Here is a 17669-nt window from a genome sequence, read left to right as displayed (position 1 = left end):
AAAACGGCAACAGCCCCTAAATTAACGGTAAAAAACCATGTAGCTCCAGGATGTTGAAAACGGCGATATTCAGTCATCGTTTTGGTTTATGTCGATAATTTTCTCGATCGATGCGGTTCGTGCCTCACCGCATCCTACTCGTTTGTCTGCTATTACAGGAATACTTTCCGCTGTCGAAATTCGGCAGCGCCGTTTCGACTGAGCGCGGCAATTCGCTGCACACCACGTAGTTGGCATGGCTCAGTTTCGTCAAGGTTTCCGGCGGCGGCCGGTCGACAATGCCGGATGCGTCGTACGCCTTGGCGATGGCGGCCAAATCCTTGCCGCGAGCCATGCCAGACAGAACGCCATCTGCGTCAGGCGCGCAACCAATACCGGCAAGCGGTGGAGCGAATGACGGTGGCCATCAGCGCTTATTTTCCGCCAGGCACCCGCGTTACCCAGCCGGAGGGCGGCTTCGTGATCTGGGTGGAGTTGCCGGGAACTGTCGATGCGACGGCGCTGAGCCGGCGGGCGTTGATGCAAGGCATCACCATCGCGCCGAGCCCTATGTTCTCGGCGACGCAAAAATACCGCAATTTCATCCGCCTCAACTGCGCGGTGGATTGGGATGAGCAGGTCAATCAGGCCTTGGTCAGATTGGGGCAGATGGTTGGCGAGCAATAACCCGGATTACATTTCCCAAATGCCCTGAGTCATCCAAAAATCAAGCCTTCGTCTCAACAAAGCTCAGCTAGCCAACGAGCGGTTTTATCAAATTGAAGTAACACCTCATTATCGATTTTGCTCAAGGCAACGACATTGGTGCAAGAATGGTTAAAACCATACGGCTCAATGCGCAACGACGTCGGAGCTGGAAAAACGGATGCATGTGCTGGCGGCGGGATAGACCAGAGAACCCACCGAAATCTCAGCGACTGGCGTTGATTGATAATATCGCCAGATTGTTTCTCGGCAGAAACCAACTCATAATCGTTTTGAAGGCCGAAACAACGACCTCTGAAGGCACGGCTCCAAAAAAATTAAGCTCACAATTTTATTTTCCGACAGGCTCCTAGCAACTTGAAAGAAAAAATAATCTGAGTATTAAGCCGGCCCTTAAATATCGTCACTCCCGCTCAGGCGGGAGCCCAGTTGCCACAAAAGATTCCCGCTTTCGCGGGCATGACGGACACAGGGAATATAAGAGTTGGGTCTATTATTTTCTTGCCCAGACTATTGAAACTTCCAAAGCCACACCCAACTGTGAAGGAAACTTTGCAGACGTTTTAAAGTCTTTGCCAATGCCGGTAGTTTGCCGGGTTACATGCTCACGATAGGAGTTATTAGATGAATTCACAGGAACGCAACCAGCTCAGTCAGTTTCTGAGTCAACTGAACGAAGTAAGGCTTCCGAATAAGGATGCCGAAGCCGAAGCGCTGATCAGTGATGCGGTTGCCAAACAACCGGATGCCGCTTATCTGCTAGTCCAACGCGCCTTGTTACAGGATCAAGCTTTATCTGCGGCTAAAGCGCAAATCGCCGAGTTGCAGAATCAATTGCAAGCCGGTGCAAGCTCACAACGTAGCGGCTTTCTGGGCAGCGATCCTTGGGCTCAATCTGCCAACAATAATGGTGCGGTGCCCGGTGTAGGCAATTATCAAGTGCCGAGAGGTACTGCTCCAGCGCAATCGCCAGGATTTTTCGGTGGTGGCGGCGGCGGCAGTTTTCTGGGCAATGTCGCGACCACGGCAGCCGGTGTTGTAGCCGGTTCGTTTTTATTCCAGGGTATCGAAAGTCTGATGGGTCATCACGGCTCCAGCCCTTGGGGCCAGCAAGCACTGGGTGAGCACAGCGGCGCTCACGATCAAACCGTGGTCAACAATTATTACGGCGACGACGCAATCCAGCAAGCCAACTTGGAAAACAATCGCGACGATTTTTCGCTTAGCGACGCAGACTACAGCGTGCCGGACGAAAGCGACGATTCCGACTGGATTTAATCCGCCTCACTTCCCCCTCAGGGCAATCCTTTAATTGGATTGCCCTTTTTTTGCGCTAAGCCGAGGATCGACAATGGCACCTTCGGCATATTTTGAAGTAATTGCTGAGAAAACAAACCAAATAAGCAAACAACGATAAGTGGTTTGCGCGAGGCACCCAACTTGACCCAACCTCGGTCAAATTGGGTGCCTCCCAAGTTTTAGTCCGGCCCCTAAATTCCCTGGATTCGTCATTCCCGTGAAGGTGGGAGCCGTTAGACCCCGCAGCGAATCCACTATAACCGCTGGACTCCCGCCTTCGCGGGAGCGACGATATTTATGGAATAAGGTCAACGTTTGTCGAATCGATCCAGGTCCATCACCTTGCCCCAGGCATTGGCGAAGTCTTGTAAGAACTTGTCTTTGCCGTCTTCCGAGGCATAGACTTCCGCGACGGCCCGCAACTCTGAGTTGGAGCCGAAGATCAAGTCAACCGGCGTCGCGGTCCATTTCACTTGGTCGCTGGCCCGGTCCCGTCCTTCGTAGATCCCCTCGGTAGCTGACTTGCTCCATTTCGTGGACATATCGAGCAAGTTGACGAAGAAGTCGTTGCTTAACGTGCCCGGCCGGCCGGTCAATACGCCATGCTTGGCATGACCGGCATTAGCATCCAGCGTCCGCATGCCGCCGACCAACACGGTCATTTCCGGCACACTCAAGGTCAGGAAGTTAGCGCGTTCGACCAGCATTTCCGCAGGTGATAGCACATTATCCTTAGCAAAGTAATTTCTGAAACCGTCGGCTTTGGGTTCCAAAACCGCTGCGGCATGCACATCGGTTTGCTCCTGCGAGGCATCCATCCGGCCCGGTTTGAACGGCACTTGCAGCTTATACCCGGCTTTCTTAGCGGCCTCTTCCACCGCACCGGAACCGCCAAGCACGATTACATCGGCCAGCGACACTTTCTTACCGCCTTTCAACGTACGGTTAAAGTCGTTTTGGATGGTTTCCAGCCGTGTCAATACCTTGGCCAGTTCGGCGGGATCGTTGGCTTCCCAATCCTTTTGCGGCGCCAGACGAATCCGGGCGCCATTAGCACCGCCGCGCATGTCGGTGCCGCGGAAGCTTACTGCGGAAGCCCAAGCGGTCTTCACCAATTCCGGAATAGTCAAATCGGAGGCAAGGATGCTTGATTTCAATTTGGCAACATCCTTGGCGTCAATTATCTTGTGATCGGCTTTGGGTATCGGATCCTGCCAGATGAAGTCCTCAGCCGGTACTTCGGCGCCGACGTATCGGGCCTTAGGCCCCATGTCGCGGTGAGTCAGCTTGAACCAGGCCTTGGCGAAGGCCACCTCAAACTCTTTGGGATTATCCAAAAAGCGCTTGGAGATTTTTTGATAATCCGGGTCCACTTTCAAAGCAATATCGGTAGTAAACATGATCGGCGGGTGGCGTTTCGTCTGATCGTGCGCGTCCGGGACAAAGTTGTCGCCTTTGCCGTCCTTGGGAATCCATTGGGTCGCGCCGGCCGGGCTCTTGGTTTGTTGCCAGTCAAAGGTATACAGCCAGGTCAGGTAGTCGTGGGTCCAGCGGGTGGGATTCGTCGACCACGCACCTTCCAGGCCACTGCTGACGGTATCCACGCCATGACCGCTGCCGCATTTGTTGGCCCACCCCAAACCTTGCTCTTCAATGCCGGCGGCGGCGGGTTCCTTGCCGACGCATTCGTCCGGTTTATGCGCGCCGTGCGCTTTGCCGAAGGTATGGCCGCCGGCGATCAGCGCCACCGTTTCCTCGTCGTTCATCGCCATCCGGCCAAAGGCTTCGCGGATATGTTTAGCGGCCGCTAATGGGTCCGGATTCCCGCCCGGCCCTTCCGGGTTGACGTAGATCAGCCCCATTTGCGTGGCTCCCAACGGCTTGGCCAATTCACCTTTGCCATCGTGGCGCTCGTCGGCGAGAAATTTCTTTTCGGTGCCCCAATTGACGATCTCGGCTTCCCAGTCATCGGCACGGCCACCGGCGAAGCCGATGGTTTTGAATCCCATATCTTCCAGAGCGACGTTACCGGCCAGCACCATCAAATCGGCCCAGGACAGTTTGGCGCCGTATTTTTGTTTGACCGGCCACAGCAGGCGGCGGGCCTTGTCCAGACTGACGTTATCCGGCCAGCTGTTGAGTGGTTCGAAGCGTTGCTGTCCGCCGGAGGCGCCGCCACGGCCATCGAAGATGCGGTACACGCCGGCGCTGTGCCAGGCCATGCGAATGAAAAACGGCCCGTAATTTCCGTAGTCCGCCGGCCACCAGGGTTGAGAGGTATGCAATACGCCGGCGATGTCTTTTTTCACCGCTTTCAGGTCCAGGGTTTTGAATTGTTCGGCGTAGTTGAAGGCTTTACCTAAGGGATTGGATTCGGCCGAGTTTTGACGCAACGGTTTCAAATCCAGTTGCTCCGGCCACCAGAAACTGTTGGTCGTCGGCTGCATTTCAGCGAGAGCCGGATTGGCTGTCAATGCTGTCGATATGGCTACCGCCAATGCGGAAACCAGAAAAATCTGTTTGGTTTTCATGGTGCACCTCTGTTCCTTGTTGTGGGTTAAATAAAACATGCCTTTGATTTTGCAGTTTAGATGCCACTTAGGATTAACACCAGCGACATTTAAAAGATCGGCGCCATCGCCCCAATCAAAAGCGTGCGGCAGACATATTCAACCGAAGAAAGCCCGCAAACTGAAATTGATTTCTTCGATGGACCGATAGGCCAGGTCAATAAAACACGCGCCTGAGCTGATATGATTCCGGTCAGGGCGGCGGCTTTCGGCACACTTAACTCAACGGCGGATAACAATCGATGAATTTGCGAGATTTAAGCTATCTAGTGGCAGTAGCGGAGTTGAAAAATTTCAGTCAAGCGGCTGAACATTGTTCGATTAGTCAACCTACTTTGAGTACGCAGATTAAAAAACTCGAGGATTATTTAGGCGTGGACTTGTTCCTGCGCGAGAAAAACGCAGTGGAAACCACCGAAATTTGCCGGGAAATTTTGCCGCTTGCCCGCCGCATACTTGACGATGCTCGCTCCATTCGCCAAATCGCCGCCCACGCCAGTGATCGGCATCGCAACATGCTGTCCTTGGGAGCGTTTCCTTCGCTGGCAAGTTACGTATTGCCGGAATACGTATTTCGCATCAAGCAGCATTATCCTGATCTAAAACTCCAGCTGGTCGAGGAAAAAACCAACGCTCTCGTTGCGTTGCTGCTCGACAAAAAATTGGATGCGGCCTTGCTGGCCTTACCTGTCGAACACGTAAGCCTAGAGTCTCGGACCTTATTCGACGATCCGTTCACCTTGGCGGTGTGCGCGGATCATCCCCTTGCCGATCTGGAAGAAATAGACCTGAACATGGTGGCCAAAGAAAATCTGTTGTTGCTGGATGAGGGCCATTGTTTGCGGGACCAGGCGCTAAAATTGTGCAATCCTTCCCGCTTTGTGGAACACGACTTCCGGGCATCCAGTCTGGAAACCTTGCGTTTCATGGTCAAAAACGGCGTCGGCGTTACGCTGATGCCATCCGTGGCCGTTCAGCCTGACGATAAGGACATTCGTTATATCAACATCCGTCAAAGGCCCAGCCGCAAAATCGCGCTGGTTTGGATCAGGAACCATCCCCGTGGCGAACTACTGGAAACTCTGGCCGGACTGCTGGCTTATAAACCACTGCCCTGAAGCTGAATTTAAACAAAATCCACACTATCAGCTGGACTAAATGACGGGGACTTGCTCCGCTGCCGGCACCCCGTATTCTTATTTCATTTACCGCAAACAAAACCCTTCTGTCGCACTCTGAACAGCAGTGGCCCTGCCTACACGTACTCAAAAAATCCCCGAACCACTAAGGCAAAATACTTTTGCTTGACAAGCAGATGATAATCATTATCATTTGTATCCGACAGTCATCTCTCGTGCTGTCATTGCCGCACCTGCACAGCCTCCTAAGTTATCCAGTGTGCGGCAATTTATTTCTAAATTATGCAACCCGAGGTCATCATGTTCGAAGACAACTCTATCGGCGCGCCGAACAGCCGTGATGTGGCGCAAATTCATGCCGCGACCTGTGTGTTAATGACCCAATTCATCAACGGCCATCACAACCCGAAGCTTGCACATCTGATCGTGCAGCAATTGGGCCGGCTGCTAAGCCACCCGGAACTGGCACATAGCGCCTCCAGCCGCGATATGTACCTGCAACTTCTGGAGCACTGGCAGACAGTCACCAGCCTACTAGTGGAACGAAAAGCTGCTCGCCAGCGGCCGGTAGCAGCGCATTGAGCGGGTTTAGCATTTATTCGTCAACATTTTAGTCTTATGAAAAATCCGTCTAACCCAGTGCGACTTGGCCCGTTAACCGCCGAGACGTCACCGGAAATACCGCAGGGCAGGCAACGGGTGAATAGCCGCTTATTGTTCGGCACGCAAAACGAAATAGTGATCGAACATCAAGGTGACGAATATCGCTTACGCATTACCAGTAACGGTAAATTAATTTTGACCAAATAAACCGCTAGACCCGACAATACCAGCCAGCCAACCTCACGGTAGCCAGCCAATCGTTTTCAGATAAGTTAATCGAGAGGCCAGTATGTTACCGACCGCCAGTTTCCGCCAGCTTGCTTGTCTGGCCCCCATGCGCCTCGTAGCCAGCGAAGGGCCTTATAAATCGATATCCACGATACAAAAAGCCGAATATAACGAACGCGGCCTAGGCTTTGTCATCGCGCTCGGCCTGCATTTAGCCTGGTTCGGCTTGATGCCGAACAGCGAAAAGCAAGCGCCTTTCACCCCTCCGCAGCCGATCATGGTGGAGTGGATAGGCGACGCCAAAACTCAACAAGCACCGCCAACACCGCCGGCACAGCAAGCCCAAAAGCAGCCGGAAAAAAACCTCAACAAACCCAAAACGCCGCCCAAACCGGTTAAAAAACCGAACTTGCTGTCGACCGCCGGCAGTGCGCCAACGGCAATCGCAGCGCCCGAACCAATGCCGGAACCGCCGCGTTCCGAGCCCGCACCAACAGCCGTTGCTACGGCGCCCGCCCCGGCACCCAGTTCAGCCAGCACCAGCGAAGCGGCATCGACACCGATGACTTTGCCCAATCTGAATGCCGATTACCTGAACAACCCGGCGCCGGCTTACCCCAGCGCCTCACGACAACTCGGCGAGCAAGGCAAGGTCTTGCTGCGGGTGCTGGTCAACAGCGACGGTCAGGTCGAACAAATCACGCTACGTAAATCCAGCGGCTACGACCGCCTGGATCAAGCCGCCCAGGAAACCGTTCAAAAATGGCGTTTCGTCCCCGCTCGCCGCGGCGAACAGGTGGTTTCCGCCTGGGTCGTGGTCCCCGTTTCATTCTCTCTGGAAGGATAAATCATGGCACTCAATCAAAGTCTCGACCATTTCCTGGCGCAAACCGACAGTGTCGGCGCCTTCCTGTTTAGCTTGCTGCTTATCATGTCGGTCGCCAGCTGGTATTTCATCGTCGTCAAGGCTTGGCACGCCATCCAGGTCCGCCGCCGCGCCGAACTGTTTTTACAGAAATTCTGGGCCAGCGATACGCTAGCCGATGTCGCCGGCCACTTATCCGGCGGCGCCCAGGCAGACCCGTTTTCGAACCTGACCCGCCACGCACTGGCCGCCTCTCAGCATCACGCTCGCCACGGCAGCCATGGTTTACAACAGGCCGGCTCGACCGCCGAATTCCTGACCCGCTCGATGCGCCGGGTCATAGACGAGGAAACCGCGCAACTGGAATGGGGTTTGACCGCACTGGCCTCTATCGCCAGCACCGCGCCCTTCATAGGGCTGTTCGGTACTGTCTGGGGCGTCTATCACGCCTTGGTCAACATCGGCCAAGGCGGATTGGGTGGACTCGATCAAATTGCCGGTCCGGTTGGCGAAGCGCTGATCATGACCGGTTTGGGCTTAGCGGTCGCGATTCCGGCGGTACTGGCTTATAACGATTGCGTGCGCAGTAACCGCTTGTTATTGGCCCGCTTGGACGGCTTCGCCCACGATCTATTCGCCTTTCTGACCACCGGCGCCACCATCGCCAGCGATCCGTCCGCCGTACCGCAAACCAAGTCGGCCGCCTTTGCCGGCACCGAATTGGCTTACGCAACAGGAGAACACTAATGGCATTCGGCGGCTTCGATCAAAACAAGGGCGGCGGCCATACCGTCGCCGAAATCAACATGATCCCGTTAATCGACGTGATGCTGGTGCTGCTGGTGATTTTCATGATCACCGCCCCACTGATGACGCATGCGGTGAAAATCGATCTACCCAAAGCCAGCAGCGTGCCGCAGCAACCCAGCGACGATCCGGTAGCGCTGTCGGTGGACGGCGACGGCCAATTATTCTGGAATCAGGAACCAATCGACCGCGCCGTTTTGAATCAACGCTTAGCGGACATTTCACAATCGCCGCAGCAACCGGAACTGCATATCCGCGCCGATCAAAACGTGCCGTACCACTTCGTCGCCGAAACACTGGCGGATGCGGCCAAGGCCGGGGTCAGTAAAATCGGTTTCGTTTCCGAGCCAGAAAAAAAGTGATGTAAGCAAGCATTGGCTTTCCCGCCGACAGCGGGAGGCCAAAACCAAACGAAGGAAAAATAACGGCTGGTTTCGGGATGTCTGACGTAGGCAGGGCAAGGATTGCCAATTTGTAATGGCGAACAAAGCGCAGGAGGCCTAGCCGTCAGACACCCCGAAACCGACCGTACATAGCCCGCTAAATTTAAGGGCCATATCCGTAAAAGCGGCTTCAACCGCGATTAAAAACCAAACAAAACAGCCACCTAGCCATTCGTGCCAGGCAGCCAGCATTTTAGACTGCACTGCCTGTTGGAATCGCTATGCCTTTATCTTTTAGAACTCGAACTTGGCTGACCATGCCCCGCGCAGACTACTGTCTTTTCGCTTGGCATGCCCAGACCGGCCATCGTTCTGTTTGTAACGCATCGCAAACCAGTCGTTTCTGTCCGCTCGCCTGCCAGACAATTTGCGCCCTACTATTGTTGCTGAACACGACGACTACCAGGGCAGCCGACGATGCTGCACTGGGCAATATCGATGAAACCGAGGATGTGGAACTCGCCCTCGTTACGGTAAAAGCCAAAATCGATACTCCGCCGGCAAAAACTATCTCCGGCACCGAATCGACCATAGACGCCGCAACGATGGAACAGCGCATGGTGCGCAATATCAAGGACCTGATTCGCTACGAACCCGGCGTCAATGTCGGCAACGACCCGCAGCGCTTCGGGGCCAGCGGCTTTACCATTCGCGGACTGGGCCGCAATCGGGTGTTGATGCAGATCGACGGCGTGCGCCTGCCGGAAGCCTTCCGCATCGGCTCGTTTGCCAGCGCCAACCGCAACGCGGTGGACATGGACGCCTTAAAAGCCGTGGAAATCGTGCGCGGCTCCGGCTCGGCGTATTACGGCGGCGACGCCATGGGCGGCACCGTCAACTTCGTCACCAAAGACCCGCGCGATTATTTGAACGTATTCGGCAAGGATTATTACACCGGCCTGAAGCTGAATTACAACACCGCCGACAACGGCTTCGTGCAGACCGCCACCGTGGCCGGCGCCCTGGGCGGCTGGGAAAGCATGGCGCTATTCACCCACAACCAAAGTAACGAAACCGACAATAAAGGCACGGCGGATTTCGCCGACGGCCGCCGCACCACGCCCAGCCCGCAGGAAAACGGCAGTTACAACCTACTGGCCAAATTGCTGTACCGTTTCAACGACGATAACGTGTTGCGCCTGACCGGCGAATGGCTGCACAGCCAATCCGACGTGGACGCCTTGTATATGCGAGGTGCCGACATCAGTCTGCGCAATGTCAACAGCATGCTCACTACCGATACCCAATCGCGCTGGCGGCTAACGCTGGACCATACCTTGAAACATCTGGAAACACCGCTGTTCAATGAAGTGCTGTGGAAGTTTTACACGCAAAAATCCGCTACCGGGCAAGTCACCCGGCAAGATCGCACCGCCAACGTGGACGGCAACACACTCACCGAGCGAATTTTCGATTTTGCCAACGACGATTTCGGCGGCGAATTAAAACTGGGTAAAACCTTCAGTCTCGGTGACAGCCTGCATACACTGCAATACGGCGGCCAAATCAGTAAAAACAGCGTAGCGCAACAACGCGACGGTAGCTTTACTTGCGTCAGTGGTTCGGTTAACCCACGCACCGGACGCCCGAACAGCATTTGTCCCAAAGGCCGGATCAGCAAGGCCGTAACGCCGGATGAGTTTCCGGTCCGGGATTTTCCGTTATCCACCGTTACCAAGGCCGGCGCTTACCTTGAAGACATTATCGATTTGTTCGACAAACGCATCGAGCTGATCCCCGGCGGTCGCTGGGAATATTTTCGCTTATTGCCCACACCCGACTATCTGTTCGACAACGCGTCCGCAGCAGCTGTCGCGGAAGGCGCCGACCCGATAGTGCCCGGCATTATCGATGCCAACGCCTTTTTACCCAAATTCGGCGCCTTGCTGCATCTGAACCGGAACTTCACCGTGCACGGCCAGTATGCGCATGGGTTTCGCGGCCCCAACTTCAGCGAAAGCAATCTCGGCTTTACCAATATCACCGGCGGATACACCAATCTGCCCAATTACAACATTCAGCCTGAGACCAGCGTCGGTGCCGAAGTGGGTTTGCGCGGCCAAGGTGCGGCCGGGACTTTCGACATCAGCGTGTTCCGTAACGATTACGACAACTTCATCTACAACGCGGTGATTTGTAACCCGGCCACGGCGTCTTGTCCGCCGTTGGGCTTTACTACTTACCAGAACATCAATAGCGCCGACCCGATTCGGATTCAGGGTGTCGAAATCAAAAGCCGGTTTTATCTGGACTGGCTAAATCCCTATTTACAGGGCGCCAGCCTGCTGTTCAGCGGTGCCTTTACTGAAGGCATGAATCTAAAGACCCAACGCAGTGACGACGACGCCCTCAGACAGATCAGCCCGATGAAAGCCGTCGTTGGTCTGCGCTACGACCAAGTCGGCGGCGACTGGGGCACGGAATTGAACCTGACCCTGGTCGCCGCCAAACAAGCCAATACCGCGCCGGCGGACGCCGAGTTTCTGCCCAGAGGTTACGGCGTGGTGGACTTCAACGCCTACTACAACCCCAGCAAGCACATCGGCTTCAACTTCGGGGTGTTCAACCTGTTCGACAAGAAATATATCGACTGGGAAGACGTTAATACCCGCGCCGGCGATCCGCATACCTCGCTGGGCAATTTCGCCGGCGCAGAGCACTGGGCCGACCGCTACTCGCGACCAGGCCGTAATCTCGGCGTCACGGTAAAACTGGCCTTTTGATGGAGAAAAATCTTATGACCAAGGGATACAGGGCCAAGAAAGATGCCCAAAAAAAATTGGAAACACTGTTCGAAGAATTGCTGGAGCACGAGGGTTTCGGCGAGCTGCGGGTAGACATGCGGCTGTTAAAGCGCGGGCAAAAGGAAGTGATCATCTATTGCGGCAAACAGTACCGCTATGTCCTGGACTTTCAGGTGCAAGACGCGCCGACCGGCACTCGCGACACCAACCCGCTTCTCGAACGCCGCGAGCAACACTGAGTTTTAAATTTCCGCCACCGCAAAGGCAATTAGCCAGCGCGGATAGCCGGCATGGGGCCGAAGCGGCGGAAGGTATTTTTGACAAAAGCAACGGATCGTCTTTGCGGTGAAGAGATACGTCAATTTATTTACATAGGAAACCAACCATGAAAACTGCACAAAAACTGACCTTAATCGCCGGCCTGTTGGCCGTTTCCGGTAGCGCTTCGGCTGACTTGACCAATGGTCCCGACCCTTACGCCGCCGCATACGGCTTCGACGCCCCAAGCGAAGCCAGCTGGGGAAATTGGAACCGTGGCGATGCCGGCACGCTGTATGCGGAATGGGACAGCTTCGTGGATAACTCTTATCCTGGCACCCGCACCGCGGCGGCGGATGTGGGCAGCGCGGGCACCACCGACGCCAATATCGGCTGGAACGCCGGCACATTCTCGGCCGGATCGGGCAACCTTTACAGCTTCAGCGTCACTGAGAATTTCACGGCTTCGCTAAGCGGCTCTACCACCAACGAGCCCTTAAGAGCAGCCTTGCAATTCGAAACCTGGGGTGTGCAGATGGACTACAACAGCCTGTTACTGAATGGCGTAGCGCCGACCTTCGCGACACAAACTTTCTACGATGACGACTACGAAAGTTCGTTCGGCCCTGTCGAACTGGTGCAATACCTGGCCTATTGGGACTTATCCGGACCGGCAAGCAATTATTTGTTCTCGTTCAGCAGCGCCGGACATAGCTTGAGTTTGGGCCAAGTGGCTATAGACATCGGTCCTATCAGTGGTCCGGTATCCAGTGTGCCGTTGCCCGCGGCAGTATGGCTATTCGGCGCCGGCTTCATGGGCTTGCTGGGTTTAAATCGTAAAAAAGGCCTGGCGGCGTAAACGTCGACCTGTAAACGCTTTGCATCGGGGCCGCGCGGCCCCGATGCAAAGTCCCTAACGTGCGATGCCCTGGAAACATACAGCGCATTCACTTAACGGAGCTCAGCGAAATGGCAAAATCCATGACTAAACATCCCGTATCCAGTGCGGATACTTTGAAACAAGCTTGGCAAGACCTGCGCGCCGATCATCCGCATATGCGGATTCGCGACGCCGCAGCGACATTGGGCGTCAGCGAAGCCGAACTGCTGGCAACCGACTGCGGCAACCGGGTCACCCGCTTGCGGGAACACTGGCCCGCCCTGCTGGGCGCGGTCGGCACGCTGGGTCCGGTCATGGCCTTGACCCGCAACGCTTTCGCGGTACACGAAAAAACCGGGCTCTACGAGGATATATGCCCATGCGGCGACATGTTACTGATCTCCGGACACCATATCGAGCTGTACCTATCGACCGGCGTTTGGCATTCGGGTTTCGCAGTGATGGAAGAAACGCATCTCGGCCCACGCCACAGCCTGCAATTTTTCGACACGGGCGGCGAGGCCGTGCACAAGATTTACCTCACCGAGTATTCCGATGCCGGCCTTTACCGGCGCTTGGTCGACATCTTTCGTGCCGACGATCAGTCGCCCAATCTGGAACTACCCACCGAAGGCACCAAGTCGGCGCTTGACGCCCTCGCCTCATCACAGGATTTACCGGAACACTGGCGGCGCTTGCTGCTTGTCCACACGACCGAGGCTGTCCTCGCAGGCCGGATTGCCACGCCGGCGCTACGCGAGCTCATGCGGCAACTGGCGGAACTACTGTTGCCGATACAAGTGCTGGTCGGAAATCCCGGCGCGATGCAACTGCACGACGGCCCGATTCAAAACCTGAAAATTACCGGACCCTGGTTCAATGTCCTGGATCAGGGTTTCAATCTGCATCTAAACGAAATGGCCGTAGCCGGCGCGGACATCGTCCAACTCACTTACCAGCAGCGGGACTTGACCGGCCTGTTGGTTCGTGACCAAAACCAACAGACCATCTTGACCATTGTCGGCCAATTCGACGAAGCCGACGGCGAAAACGTGTTATGGCGCGACTTGCTTAAAGCCTTGCCGGTTATCGGGCCTGGGTAGAGACGCAGAGTTTTGCCTCTACCCAGGCCCATAGCCAATGCATTTATTTATCCCCCAAACCAGGAAACCAGCATGAACGACAAAACCATCGATCTCGAGCAAGTCAGAGCAGCTTATACCGCTCTGACACAAACATTTTCCTCCGCGCTAATGGCCACGGTCAGCGCATCCGGCGAGCCCGAAGCCAGTTACGCCGCCTATGTGCGGCACGACGGCCAATATTACGTGTATGTCAGCGAACTATCGGCGCACACCCAAAACCTGTTGAACAACGGCCGGGTTTGTCTGTTGTTCGTCGAGGACGAGGACAAGGCCGCGCATTTGTTCGCCCGGCAACGGGTTACCTATCACTGCTCAGCCAGCGAAATCGACCGCGATACCGACGCTTTCGAATACATCATGGCTTTATTCGAGGAAAAATTCGGCGCATTCATGAAACAGTTACAAAAAATGCAGGACTTTCATCTGTTCCGCATCCGTCCGCAACGCGGCAGTTTCGTGCAGGGTTTTGCCAAGGCGTTTTTGATAGAAGGCGACGATCTGACGCAAATCCGCCACGTCAACGATGTCGGTCATAAAGAGCGTAAAACCACGGCTGACGCGCCGGCTTAATTGCAAACCGAGGTAGCGCGTCGAGGCGAGGTATGCAGTAGGAACAGATTTTGTCGCGATTAGGGTGAGTTTTAATAAGGGAACCTCTAAAAGCCCCCTCTACTCGCGGAAGGGGTTCTATTTTGGCTTTTCCGACGCCCTCCGGACAATTTAAAAATCATTTAAACCTTCACAAAAAGCCCTTATGAAAAAGACTCGCCCCCTGCTTTACCGGCTCGCAGCCATCGTCTGGCTGTGCTTGGCCGCTCCTGCGGCCATCGCAGATAGCCCAAAGCGCATCGTCTCGGTGGGCGGCGCGTTGACGGAAATTATTTACGCCTTGAACGGTGAAGACAATCTGGCTGGAGTCGATACCACCAGCTTGTGGCCGGAAGCGGCCAAAGCCCTGCCGCAAGTCGGTTACATGCGCAGCCTTTCGGCGGAAGGTATTTTGTCTTTAGCGCCCGATCTAATACTGGTCAGCGCTCACGCCGGCCCGCCCGCGGTGCTGGAGCAAATCCGCGCCGCCGGCGTGCCGGTGCACACCCTGGTTGAGGACTATTCCGAACAAAGCGTGCTTAACAAAGTATCGACCATTGCCGCTCTACTCGGCAAACCGGATGCCGGCGACACCTTGGCGGTGCAAATCCACGCCGACTTCAGCCGCTTGGCGCAATTGCGCAGCCAATTTTCCCGGCACCCCAGCGTGATGTTTTTCATGGCAGTCTCGCACGGCGCGCCCTTGGTATCCGGTCGCGAAACCGCGGCAGACGCGATGATTCAACTGGCCGGCGGTGTCAATGCAATCGGCGATTATGCCGGCAACAAACCTATCGGCAGCGAAGCCATCATCGCGGCTGCGCCTGAGCTGATACTGCTGACCGAACTCACCGTTAACGCGGTGGGCGGTCTGGACAAATTTTACCAACTGCCGGGTATTGCCCATACCCCGGCAGGCCTCAACCGGCGGGTAATCGTGATGGACACGCTGGCGCTTCTGAGCTTCGGGCCGCGTAGCGGTCAAGTCGCGCTGGAACTGGCCGAACGCTTGCAAAATCCGGCCAATATCGCCACCACACCTTGAGCTGAACATGACGACAAGTTCGATCTACTTATCCAAATCGGCCATGGGGCAGCGGCTGAATGCGTTTGAGCGGCGGCGCGCAGCGGTATTGGTCGGCTTAGGCTTATTACTGATCCTGATCAGCCTACTCTCTTTGGGGCGTGGCGCCGTAGCCATTTCGCCAGGCCAAGCCGGAGCGATTTTGGCCAAACTACTCGGCATAGACCTACCGTGGACTTACGCCAACGAACAACGGGCGGTACTGTTGTCTATACGAGCGCCGCGCTTGCTGATGGGCTTATTAGTGGGCGCGGCGCTGGCGGTATCCGGCACGGCGATGCAGGGCTTGTTTCGCAATCCGCTGGCCGACCCGGCCTTGATCGGCATTTCCAGCGGCGCGGCGCTGGCGGTAGTGGCCGTCATTGTTCTACAAACCAGCGTGTTCGCCATTCCGAGTCAGCTGCTGGGCCGCTATCTACTGCCGGTCGCGGCGATAGTCGGCGGCTTTGCGGTCAGTTGGCTTGTGTACCGTATCGCCAGCAGCAGCGACCGTGTCGATGTCGGCTCCTTGTTGCTGGCCGGTATCGCCATCAATGCCTTGGCCGGTTCCGCCACCGGCTTACTGGTCTATGTTGCCAACGACGATCAATTGCGCACCCTGACTTTCTGGAGCATGGGCAGCCTCAACGGCATCGCCTGGGCCGACGTAACATTGGCTGCACCGTTTCTCCTGCTGAATCTGCTGTTGCTAGCCTTGCTGGCCGACGCGATGAACGCCTTGTTACTGGGCGAGGCGGAAGCCGACCATCTGGGTTTTCCGGTGGAACGCGTGAAAACTGCGGTAATCGCGCTGGTGGCATTCGGCGTGGGCACGGCAGTGGCTTTGACCGGGGTTATTGGTTTCGTGGGCTTGGTGGTACCGCATTTGTTGCGATTGGCACTCGGTCCGGATCATCGTTGGCTTTTGCCCGGCTCCGCATTACTCGGTGCGTTGCTGTTGCTGTGCGCGGATTATCTGGCCCGCAGTCTGGCCGCGCCGGCCGAAGTGCCTATCGGCATTATCACCGGGGTACTGGGCAGCCCGTTCTTCTTGTGGCTGCTGTTTCGGCAAAAAATCATGGGACGTTCATAGATGCTGACGGCCACAAACACTTCGGTGCGTATTGGTACAAAAATCCTGCTGGACAGCGTGTCGCTGGAACTGCATCCCGGTGAAGTCCTGGCGGTGATCGGCCCCAACGGTGCCGGTAAATCGACACTACTGCGCACCCTAAGCGGCGAACTGAGCCCTCAGAGCGGCAGGCTGTTGATGAACGGTCGCCCCTTGGCCGATTGGGACGCCCGACAAGCCGCCAAAATGCGCGGCGTATTGCCGCAAGCATCGGCGCTGGCGTTTCGTTTTTCCGTGTTGGAAGTGGTCATGATGGGCCGCAGCCCACATCGGCAAAGCCGCAGCCATGCCGACAACATCGCCATTGTCTGGCAAGCACTGGCCTTAACCGATACTACGCATCTAGCCGAGCGCATCTACACCACGCTGTCCGGCGGCGAGCGCCAACGCGTGCAACTTGCCAGAGTGCTGGCGCAAATCTGGGAACCGTGCGATCCATTGCATCGTTACTTGCTGCTGGATGAGCCGACTTCGGCGCTGGACCTGGCGCATCAACACGCGGTATTGGCCATTGCCCGGCGCTTCGCCGACGCCAATGCCGCCGGCGTTCTGGCGATCCTGCACGATCTAAATCTGGCTGCTTTGTATGCTGACCGCATCGCCGTATTACATCAAGGCCGATTGGTTACCGTCGGTACTCCGGGCCAGGTTTTAAACAGCGAATTGATCCGGCAAATTTTCAATTACCCGGTGACGGTCGGCACTCATCCTTTGTATCCGGATCGGCCATTGACAATTCCGCACCTGATGCGGACCGCTGACCCGGCAAAGTGGGAGGCGAATTGAACGGCAAACAGTACGGCTATGGCTTAAGAGACCAGTCGAATAACACGATCCAGAAGAAAAGGAGAAAGAGACGATTGTAGTGGACGCTCGGTGCGAGGCATCAACTTGCTTAACGCGCTATACCAGCAAGACTGGTGTATCGGTTCCGGCCTCGTTCGAACTGTTAGGCAAGACCTTGCGGTTTTGCGAGGTGCAAAACGTCGGTACGCTATCTGAAACCCGGCGTACATAGGAAGCTGCTTGGTTTCGAGGCGTGCATAATCCAAATCAAACAGCGCAGCTTCGACGTTGCGAAAAAGCCTAGCTGTATCGAGACGGCCTGCGCCGAGCGGCCCGGCATCGAAGGGATTTATATGAAGAATCTCCTCTTTTTGCGTGAGCCCACGAGTCCAGCCCCAGCCTTGTATGATGAAT

Annotated in this window: 20 protein-coding genes; 16 read left to right on the top strand and 4 right to left on the bottom strand. The window is 55.8% G+C overall.

What is annotated here, in order from left to right; all coding sequences use genetic code 11:
* Positions 1–124 precede the first annotated feature (124 nt).
* Entirely contained in the window at positions 125–334 is a 210-nt protein-coding gene (locus tag A1332_RS25485; RefSeq protein WP_064010643.1) for a hypothetical protein, read from the bottom strand.
* A 59-nt stretch (positions 335–393) separates the two neighbouring features.
* On the opposite strand from A1332_RS25485, the gene A1332_RS22495 reads away from it, so the two are divergent.
* Together A1332_RS22495 and A1332_RS22490 are read left to right on the top strand one after the other, a co-directional pair.
* Positions 394–666 (top strand): hypothetical protein, encoded by a 273-nt coding sequence (locus A1332_RS22495; protein ID WP_064010642.1) that lies wholly within the window; start codon positions 394–396, stop codon positions 664–666.
* Between the two features lie 663 nt (positions 667–1329).
* Positions 1330–1983, top strand: a complete 654-nt coding sequence (locus tag A1332_RS22490; RefSeq protein WP_064010641.1) for a DUF2076 domain-containing protein — start codon at positions 1330–1332, stop codon at positions 1981–1983.
* A gap of 329 nt (positions 1984–2312) precedes the next feature.
* On the opposite strand, the gene katG is transcribed toward A1332_RS22490, so the two are convergent.
* Together katG and A1332_RS25480 are read right to left on the bottom strand one after the other, a co-directional pair.
* Positions 2313–4535, bottom strand: coding sequence for a catalase/peroxidase HPI (katG, locus tag A1332_RS22480; RefSeq protein ID WP_064010639.1), 2223 nt, complete (start codon positions 4533–4535; stop codon positions 2313–2315).
* 89 nt (positions 4536–4624) lie between these two features.
* Positions 4625–4789 (bottom strand): hypothetical protein, encoded by a 165-nt coding sequence (locus A1332_RS25480; protein WP_157204085.1) that lies wholly within the window; start codon positions 4787–4789, stop codon positions 4625–4627.
* A 27-nt stretch (positions 4790–4816) separates the two neighbouring features.
* On the opposite strand from A1332_RS25480, the gene A1332_RS22475 reads away from it, so the two are divergent.
* The 14 genes from A1332_RS22475 to A1332_RS22410 all read left to right on the top strand — a co-directional run bounded on the left by A1332_RS22475 (position 4817) and on the right by A1332_RS22410 (position 17255).
* Positions 4817–5692 carry a LysR substrate-binding domain-containing protein gene (locus tag A1332_RS22475; RefSeq protein ID WP_064010638.1) on the top strand — a complete coding sequence of 292 codons (876 nt, stop codon included), beginning with the start codon at positions 4817–4819 and terminating at the stop codon, positions 5690–5692.
* Between the two features lie 321 nt (positions 5693–6013).
* Positions 6014–6295 (top strand): hypothetical protein, encoded by a 282-nt coding sequence (locus tag A1332_RS22470; protein ID WP_064010644.1) that lies wholly within the window; start codon positions 6014–6016, stop codon positions 6293–6295.
* 36 nt (positions 6296–6331) lie between these two features.
* The gene (gene hemP / locus A1332_RS22465) at positions 6332–6523 is read left to right on the top strand and encodes a hemin uptake protein HemP (RefSeq protein ID WP_064010637.1); all 192 of its coding nucleotides are present in this window, start codon (positions 6332–6334) and stop codon (positions 6521–6523) included.
* Between the two features lie 82 nt (positions 6524–6605).
* A complete protein-coding gene (locus A1332_RS22460; RefSeq protein WP_064010636.1) occupies positions 6606–7391 on the top strand; it encodes an energy transducer TonB in 786 nt (261 codons plus the stop codon).
* Positions 7392–7394: 3 nt separating this feature from the next.
* Positions 7395–8156 carry a MotA/TolQ/ExbB proton channel family protein gene (locus A1332_RS22455; protein WP_064010635.1) on the top strand — a complete coding sequence of 254 codons (762 nt, stop codon included), beginning with the start codon at positions 7395–7397 and terminating at the stop codon, positions 8154–8156.
* Positions 8156–8578: an ExbD/TolR family protein gene (locus A1332_RS22450; RefSeq protein ID WP_064010634.1), complete on the top strand. Its 423-nt coding sequence runs from the start codon at positions 8156–8158 to the stop codon at positions 8576–8578. The genes A1332_RS22455 and A1332_RS22450 overlap by 1 nt, the downstream gene beginning before the upstream one ends.
* A gap of 302 nt (positions 8579–8880) precedes the next feature.
* Positions 8881–11382 (top strand): TonB-dependent hemoglobin/transferrin/lactoferrin family receptor, encoded by a 2502-nt coding sequence (locus A1332_RS22445; protein ID WP_231890392.1) that lies wholly within the window; start codon positions 8881–8883, stop codon positions 11380–11382.
* 14 nt (positions 11383–11396) lie between these two features.
* Positions 11397–11642, top strand: coding sequence for a hypothetical protein (locus tag A1332_RS22440; RefSeq protein ID WP_064010632.1), 246 nt, complete (start codon positions 11397–11399; stop codon positions 11640–11642).
* 146 nt (positions 11643–11788) lie between these two features.
* Positions 11789–12520 carry a VPLPA-CTERM sorting domain-containing protein gene (locus tag A1332_RS22435; protein ID WP_064010631.1) on the top strand — a complete coding sequence of 244 codons (732 nt, stop codon included), beginning with the start codon at positions 11789–11791 and terminating at the stop codon, positions 12518–12520.
* 122 nt (positions 12521–12642) lie between these two features.
* Positions 12643–13644 (top strand): ChuX/HutX family heme-like substrate-binding protein, encoded by a 1002-nt coding sequence (locus A1332_RS22430; RefSeq protein WP_197491538.1) that lies wholly within the window; start codon positions 12643–12645, stop codon positions 13642–13644.
* Between the two features lie 72 nt (positions 13645–13716).
* Complete coding sequence (locus A1332_RS22425) at positions 13717–14256, top strand: HugZ family protein (protein WP_064010629.1); 540 nt, start codon at positions 13717–13719, stop codon at positions 14254–14256.
* 184 nt (positions 14257–14440) lie between these two features.
* The gene (locus A1332_RS22420) at positions 14441–15319 is read left to right on the top strand and encodes a heme/hemin ABC transporter substrate-binding protein (RefSeq protein ID WP_064010628.1); all 879 of its coding nucleotides are present in this window, start codon (positions 14441–14443) and stop codon (positions 15317–15319) included.
* Positions 15320–15326: 7 nt separating this feature from the next.
* Positions 15327–16430: a FecCD family ABC transporter permease gene (locus A1332_RS22415; protein ID WP_082879836.1), complete on the top strand. Its 1104-nt coding sequence runs from the start codon at positions 15327–15329 to the stop codon at positions 16428–16430.
* The gene (locus tag A1332_RS22410) at positions 16431–17255 is read left to right on the top strand and encodes a heme ABC transporter ATP-binding protein (protein ID WP_064010626.1); all 825 of its coding nucleotides are present in this window, start codon (positions 16431–16433) and stop codon (positions 17253–17255) included.
* Positions 17256–17278: 23 nt separating this feature from the next.
* On the opposite strand, the gene A1332_RS26190 is transcribed toward A1332_RS22410, so the two are convergent.
* The coding region (locus A1332_RS26190; protein WP_231890391.1) for a hypothetical protein at positions 17279–17669 on the bottom strand (391 nt) is incomplete at its 5' end.

It is taken from the genome of Methylomonas methanica, assembly GCF_001644035.1.
In the GTDB taxonomy this organism is placed as follows: Bacteria; Pseudomonadota; Gammaproteobacteria; order Methylococcales; family Methylomonadaceae; genus Methylomonas; species Methylomonas methanica_A.
This window is presented reverse-complemented; position numbering and strand designations above follow the sequence as displayed.